The organism is Paenibacillus phyllosphaerae, from assembly GCF_014192105.1.
GTDB classification, from domain to species: domain Bacteria; phylum Bacillota; class Bacilli; order Paenibacillales; family Paenibacillaceae; genus Paenibacillus_Z; species Paenibacillus_Z phyllosphaerae.
Genome location: NZ_JACHXK010000032.1, coordinates 47859 through 54467, shown reverse-complemented (window position 1 = coordinate 54467; position 6609 = coordinate 47859). Strand labels below are relative to the sequence as shown.

Sequence of the window (6609 nt, the reverse complement as noted above, 5' to 3'; positions counted from 1 at the left end):
TGGAGAAGGATTATTTGTTATGCACAAAAATAAGTATACCAATAAAACTCGTACTCACCAAGTCCAAAAGCTTGACAAGTATTAGCTGGTTTTCGAGGGGAGCTCGCTTTGTCCTAGCGACAAAGTTTTCGTTCGAGCTTCGTTCACGACGATATGCCTTTGGTGGTGACCTGCTAATACAAGCACGAAAAGAAGCTCCGTGCCAACTCTCGCTTTTGTCCGCTCACGCGGACACGCTTTACGCTTCTTTAATCCACTAACACGACTAAGCCGGCAGCTCTCCTCACGGAAGCTGCCGGCTTTGCCTTTAATACGATAGGATTAAGTTCATCTTCACCCAAAGCTTCGAACCCTGCTCATCTCCTGGCCATGGCCTGAAATGCGGTTCCATCACCTCGTGCCAATTGTCGGGAACGATCGGCGCAGGCCAAGTCCGCCGCGAAGCGCCGCCGCGTTCGCCCGGTGCCGGACGCTCCTCGTAGGAGAACAGGAGCTGCTCCTGCGCACCGATCATGTAGGTCGGATTAAAGCCGTTCGGCCTCTCCTCCTGCATCGCGTAATGATAGAACACATAGCTGCCGTACATCTCCGGTTTCAATCGGGCAAGCGACCCGATCCGCTCCCGCCGCTCCCGGCCGGCTTGCAAGTTCTCCAACAATTCGTTATCCCCGTCATGGAAAATATCCAACATCGGTACCTCAAAACGTCTTCTGCCGTCCTCTCCCGGCCATGCTTCCAACAGGGCAACGCAGCGATCCGGCCACGTCCAGCATGACAGATCATCCGAGTCAGCGGATTCCATATACAGGAACAGGCCGTTGTCCTTCTCGAACAGCGTGAATGCCTGAATTCCCTGCCCTTGCAGCCGCTTAAGCCAAGCTGGTCCTGTTTCCTCTATCGCACGCACGAATTCCGCCTTGCATGACGCCTTCACCTGCGCCCGGAACATCCTTCTTCTCATCCTTCGATCCCATAGATCCGCTTGGCATTGCCCGCGCGGATCCATCCTTTCTCCTCGAATGTCAGCGTGTCCGGCAGCAGCTCTTCGAACAAGTCTACGACGTCGACGTATCCGCCGGCCTGCAGCGCGACCGGCCAGTCGCTGCCGAACAGAAGCCGGCTTGCACCATACCACTGATGAAGTCGATCGGTATAGGGGCGAAGCAGTTCCGGGCGCCGCCCCCCAGCCATCGTCATCATACCCGACAGCTTCACATAGACACCGGGAAGCTCGGACAGCCTCTCCATTCCAGCCATCCATTGTTCTGTCGCTCGCTCCTTGACGGCTGGGCATCCCAAGTGATCCACGACAACCGTAAGCCCAGGCAGCTGCGCAAGCGTAGCTGCGACTTCAGCAAGTCTGCGCGGATCAACGAGCAGCTCGACGACAAGTCCTGCGTCTTTGCAAGTTCCAAGCGCGCTCAGCACTTTCTTGCGGTCATGATCAGGCAGTCCCGGATCGAATACGCTGCCTCCCACTCGAATACCGCGAAATCGCCTGTTCGCGCATAGCGCTGCAAGCTCTTCCTGAAATCCGGCTGTGAGCGGATCGAGCCCGCCGATCACGCCGGCAATCTCAGGCCGCTCCCCGGACAGTTCAAGCAAGTACGTGGCCTCCTCGAATGTCGGCGCAGCCTGAACGGCGATGACAGCTTCAACGCCGTATTTTCCCAACTCGCCCGATAATCGATCTGGCAAATAATCCTGATACAGCAACGGATTGCTCGGCTTGAGCCAGCCATAATCGCCGCGGGCAAGCTGCCAGTAATGAACATGGCTGTCTACGTACAAGCCGGCTCACCTCCTGACCGCGTGCGTCCCGTCAGCAAGGGAGCCGTAGCATATTGGTTCGGCCAAGGCATCTCGTACGTCGGGGCATTGGCATAACGGTTCATGCCGAGGCGCAGCCTGATTCCGGCGCCAGGCTGCAGCGAGACCGCAAGCCATTTGCCTGCGAGCAATATCTCTTCGCCGACTGCGTGCCCTGCGGCATCCAGCCGCTGAACAATCTTGAAATTGTGTTCGCCGAACGTCCCCGCCTGAATGATGACTTCGCGCAAGTCGAATAAGCTGGTATTGCAAAGCTGCAGCGTCACGCTGTCAGGTGTAAGCATCTCCACGAGCGCGGATACGCCTTGCGGCAAACCCGGGCGCTTCTCGAGCGCGTCGAAATACCGGACTCGTCCGTGTTGAAGCCCGCCATGCGAAATATGCATCGGGCCGCCCAGCGTCAGCTGCACGAGGGCCTCAAAGTATAGCGGGCACATCTCCTGCCAGATATGAATGCTCGAGAAGTCCCCGTCATGGTAGCCGCGTTCCCACTTGCGCGGATCGCCTTGCTCCGACCGCATCCGCGCAAGCTGCCGGCCGACGAGCTCCATATTCGCGGCGAGTATCTGCTGAGGATAGTCCGGATTGGTGCCGCGGATATATCGGAACCACGGCTCCGTGTTCCCGATATAATGCTTCGTCTCCCGACCGGTACGATCGTCACGGCCCGAAACGACGGGAACGATCACTTCATTCCAATCATGATCGGCCGGGATACGTTCGATCCGCTCGATATCTTCGTCGGCCATCGAGATCGTCCATAAATATATCGCATACTTGGTCAGCGGCTTGCGCCAGTCATGCCAGCCGTTATCCCCGTGTTTGTTCGGCACGAGGGTCTGGCCGTTCTCTTCCTTGCGGTGCGACCAATTGACATCCAATTGGGAACGGGCGAGCGATAACCGGCTCATGTCGCCTGTTAGGAGCACCGCGTTCATGCACGCATTCGACAGCGGCTCGATGATCGTCATGAACCCATGCGGCCATCGCCAGCCATAGTAGCCGCCCCACCACTTACCGCCGTTGTATTCGCCGATCTCGCCGGATAACCCGATATTGTCCGGAATCATGCCGCCGTTGCGATGCGTCCGCTCCTCCCATGCTTCGAGATAACCGGCTACCCAGTCGCGGTAATAGTCATCTCCCGTATGCAGATAGGCATGCGTAACCAATCCCGTCGCGTTCAAATTAAGCGGGACGTCGCCTCGGTTCATCCGCTCATTCATGAAGCGGATCAGCTGACTGTACGCAATATCGTCCGACCAGGCGCAGGTGCCGGATGCGTAATCCGCGCCAGGCATATCTTCGTACGGAGGCGGGTAATGATCGAGTATGCCGCGATGCGTGCTCCAATCTTCCTCCGATACGCAGAACCGCGGTCCTTTGCTTCCCGTAAGCGGCGAACGGATCAGCCGGAGCGACTTGTCATAGTTCGGCGCAGCTTCATCGTCGCCGGTGTACATGCGGGCGAACCGGACCGAGCGCTGCCGGTCCTTCAACGTCGCAGGTCCCGCCAACCCGAGAAAATAGAGATACAAGTAGCCTTCGCCATGATGCATCCAGTCGTAATACGCATCGAATTCCCGGTCGATCTGCCCGTATTCCGTCCACTGCCAGGTGATGGATTCCCATATCTTCCGCGATAATCCGTGCAGTTCCTTGCTCCCGCCGAGCACATACAACAGCGCCAAATTCATGAAGCCCTCGTACGGATCGTCCGATCCGTCCATGCCCGGCCATTGCTCCTGCCAGATGAGCGTACCGTCCGGCTGCGTGTAGCGGCCCACGAATTCGACGGCGGCCTGATTGAGCGTCGTCATCAGCCACTGCTCCTGAAGCGCCCACTCCGGCGGCACCATCCGTTCGTTCGCCTCGATCCGCGGAATGGGATTCCTTTGTTCAGTCATGTCCGTCCCCTCCTATTCCGCCGGAAACAGGCTTTGGCCCTGGAACAGCTCGAACACGCGGCGCCGCTCCTCTGGCTCAAGCCCTCGTCCGTCGCACATCGCCATATTCGACCGCAGCACCTCGCGCGAGCCGGCGCCGGTAAGCGTAACATGAATGCCGGGCTCGGACAGGCTGAAGCGCATGGCCGGTTCGACGAGCCCGTATGGTGCGGTGTGCCGCAGAAATGCCAGTTTTTCGATTCGCCGCGCCGCTTCGGCGACGATAGGCTCACGCAGGAACGCGGCCGGCATATCGGCCAGCAGTCCAAGCCCGAGCACGCTGCCGTTGATGACGCCGACGCCGGATGCCGAGGCAAGCGGGAGCAGTTCGTCCTTCGCCGTATGATCGATCAGCATATATCGAGCATAAGATTGGATGCAGTCGAAGCGGTTGGTCGCGATATAAGTCTGAAGCAGCTTCAAGTTCCGGGTGGATACGCCGATGAACCGGATTTTCCCTTCCGCACGGAGCTTCTCCAGCGCGGGAAGCGTCTCGTTCATGACCGTCTCATAAGACGTCTGCTCCACGTCGTGGATTTGCAGTAGGTCGACCCAATCGGTATCCAGCAGCTTCAAACTTCGCTCCACGGAACGGATCGTGCCTGCATAATCGAACGCTTCATCCGCGCCGACCGCCTTGGTCGCGAGCACCACCCCGCTGCGTCTCCCGCCGCGGAGCGCTTTGCCGATGCGCCTCTCCGATTCGCCGTTCCCGTAACGCGGCGCCGTATCGATAAAATTAATGCCGCCGTCAACCGCTTCATGGATCATCTTCTCGACCTCGGTCTCATCCGCCGGTCTGAACACGTTGCCGATCGGGGCCCCGCCAAGTCCGAGCTTGGAGACGCGAAGTCCCGTATTCCCTAAAGTCGTGTACTCCATCTGCCATCCCTCCTACTATAAATTGTAGGGCACTTCTCTTATAATGAAATAGCCAGATTTCCGCTTCTTATAGCATATCTTCTCTAGTTGAAGGCAGGTGCGATTGATGATGGAGTATATCTATACCGAACCGGTCGGCCTAACCGATCTGGCCGTTCTCGAAGTCGGGACGCAGGCCTGCTCGCCGGATATGGCAGTCGGTCCGTGCGTCCGCGATATGTACATTCTGCATTATGTGCATCGCGGATTCGGCACTTATACGACAGGCGGGCATACCGCGCACATTGGACCAGGCAGACTGTTCCTCATCCTGCCGGATGCCGTCCATACTTATTCGCCTGATCCGAGCGAGCCGTGGGAATATTCCTGGATCGGCTTTACCGGTACATACGCGTATCGTCTGTTCGAGCAAGCCGGCTTCTCCGGTTCGGTGCTCGTGCGTCAGCCGGATGCCGCCGATCCAATCGATGCGCTGTTCCGGGAGCTGCTCGGCTATCGCGATACGCATGCCAAGGAACTTCTCCTGACAGGCGCGCTCTATCGGCTGTTCGGCCTGCTTGCCATTCCCCCTTCCGCACCGCCTGCAAGTCCCGACGCAGGACCTCATGTGCGCAAAGCGGTCGCGTTCATGAACGCCCGTTACGCCGACCGAATTGGTCTCCCCGACATTGCCGATCATCTCGGACTGGATGCCAAATATGTGTGCCGCATTTTCCAGCAGCGTCTGTCGATGTCGCCGTACCGGTACTTGACCGATGTGCGTATGCGCAAAGCGTGCCGCCTTCTACGGATGCAAATGCTCTCCATCGCCGAAGTCGCCCGTTCCGTCGGCTATCCGGATCCGCTGCTGTTCTCTCGGATGTTCAAAAGGACGATCGGCCTATCCCCGACCGCCTACCGGGAGAAGGCCAGATTGGAGAGCGCCGGCGACAAGCTGCCGATTAACGGAACGTAGATGACGCAGACGCTTTACGTGAGTGCCTCGTCGTTACCGCTATACGCTTGTCCCGGACCACCGAGAGCCTGCTGCCGCAACAGCTTCCTATATGCAACCGGCGTAACGCCAAGCTTCGCGTTGAACAGGCGGGTCAAATAATTGGTATCCTTGATCCCTACCCGCTCCGCAATCTCCGGCAGGCCCAGCACCGTGCCGCCAAGCAGCTTCTTGGCCTCTTCCAGCCGCAGATGCATCACGTACTGCAACGGCGTTCTTCCGATATGCCGTTTCATGCACCTCGCGATATAATCCGCCTGAAAATGCAGCTCTTTCTCCAGTACGGCCATATCGAACGGCTCGCGCCAGCAGCCGTTCAAATACGCGGTTGCCGCCCGAGCCAGTCTCGCGGACGGCTCCGGCTCGGCCGTTCTCGCGCATTCGGCCTGCAAGGCCGTGAACAGCTCGGCCAGCATGACATGCAGCCGCAGCGCATTCTCGCCGTTCAACCGGTTATGAATTTCGTTCATCCCCCGCAGGATCGGCTCGATCGCCTGAACGTCGACGGACGCGAATTTCGGAATATACATCCGCTGTTGCGCAGACGGCGCCACATCCCGATCCGTGCCTTTGGAGAGGAGCGTCGTCCACGGGATATCCTCCCGCTCAATAGCAACCGAAGGCGAGCCATGAACGAAGTGAACCCAATAAATCCCCGTATCCTCCTCGCAGGGCCGATGACCGTAATGAGGCGCACCCGCCTCCAGCACCAGCAGCTTCCCCGGCCCGATCGCATATTCCGTGTTTCCTTCCGTCATATAGAGCGTTCCCTTCGTCACCAGCAGCAGATCATACACGTCGAAGGTACGGGCAAAATGCTGGTCGCCAGGCGGCCATACGGCATATCCGGCGGTGACGAACTGCGGCAGCGGCGGTATCGCGAATTCCAGACACAACATGTCTCTCCCACCTAACGTGAAGTCGGTTTTGTGCTAAATTAAGTCCATATTATCACTG

Annotated in this window: 6 protein-coding genes; 1 reads left to right on the top strand and 5 read right to left on the bottom strand. The window is 58.3% G+C overall.

Annotated features, from left to right (window positions below; translation table 11 throughout):
* Window positions 1-307 precede the first annotated feature (307 nt).
* The 4 genes from FHS18_RS32245 to FHS18_RS32230 are packed head-to-tail and all read right to left on the bottom strand — an operon-like array spanning window position 308 to window position 4658.
* Window positions 308-961: a hypothetical protein gene (locus FHS18_RS32245; protein WP_183604515.1), complete on the bottom strand. Its 654-nt coding sequence runs from the start codon at window positions 959-961 to the stop codon at window positions 308-310.
* On the bottom strand, window positions 958-1791 hold the full coding sequence (locus FHS18_RS32240) for an amidohydrolase family protein (RefSeq protein WP_183604514.1): 834 nt from the start codon (window positions 1789-1791) through the stop codon (window positions 958-960). Before FHS18_RS32240 ends, FHS18_RS32245 begins: the two co-directional genes overlap by 4 nt.
* Window positions 1782-3737: a DUF8034 domain-containing protein gene (locus FHS18_RS32235; RefSeq protein ID WP_183604513.1), complete on the bottom strand. Its 1956-nt coding sequence runs from the start codon at window positions 3735-3737 to the stop codon at window positions 1782-1784. The genes FHS18_RS32240 and FHS18_RS32235 overlap by 10 nt, the downstream gene beginning before the upstream one ends.
* Before the next feature lie 12 nt (window positions 3738-3749).
* Window positions 3750-4658, bottom strand: a complete 909-nt coding sequence (locus FHS18_RS32230) for an aldo/keto reductase (RefSeq protein ID WP_183604512.1) — start codon at window positions 4656-4658, stop codon at window positions 3750-3752.
* Window positions 4659-4764: 106 nt separating this feature from the next.
* On the opposite strand from FHS18_RS32230, the gene FHS18_RS32225 reads away from it, so the two are divergent.
* Entirely contained in the window at window positions 4765-5613 is an 849-nt protein-coding gene (locus tag FHS18_RS32225) for an AraC family transcriptional regulator (protein ID WP_183604511.1), read from the top strand.
* A gap of 14 nt (window positions 5614-5627) precedes the next feature.
* On the opposite strand, the gene FHS18_RS32220 is transcribed toward FHS18_RS32225, so the two are convergent.
* On the bottom strand, window positions 5628-6551 hold the full coding sequence (locus tag FHS18_RS32220; RefSeq protein WP_183604510.1) for an AraC family transcriptional regulator: 924 nt from the start codon (window positions 6549-6551) through the stop codon (window positions 5628-5630).
* Between the last annotated feature and the right edge of the window lie 58 nt (window positions 6552-6609).

What these genes read in the sequence shown, in the direction of transcription:
- FHS18_RS32225 (WP_183604511.1), top strand. Translation starts at nt 4,765, where the DNA reads ATGATGGAGTATATCTATACCGAACCGGTCGGCCTAACCGATCTGGCC.
- FHS18_RS32235 (WP_183604513.1), bottom strand. Translation starts at nt 3,737, where the DNA reads ATGACTGAACAAAGGAATCCCATTCCGCGGATCGAGGCGAACGAACGG.
- FHS18_RS32220 (WP_183604510.1), bottom strand. Translation starts at nt 6,551, where the DNA reads ATGTTGTGTCTGGAATTCGCGATACCGCCGCTGCCGCAGTTCGTCACC.
- FHS18_RS32230 (WP_183604512.1), bottom strand. Translation starts at nt 4,658, where the DNA reads ATGGAGTACACGACTTTAGGGAATACGGGACTTCGCGTCTCCAAGCTC.
- FHS18_RS32245 (WP_183604515.1), bottom strand. Translation starts at nt 961, where the DNA reads ATGAGAAGAAGGATGTTCCGGGCGCAGGTGAAGGCGTCATGCAAGGCG.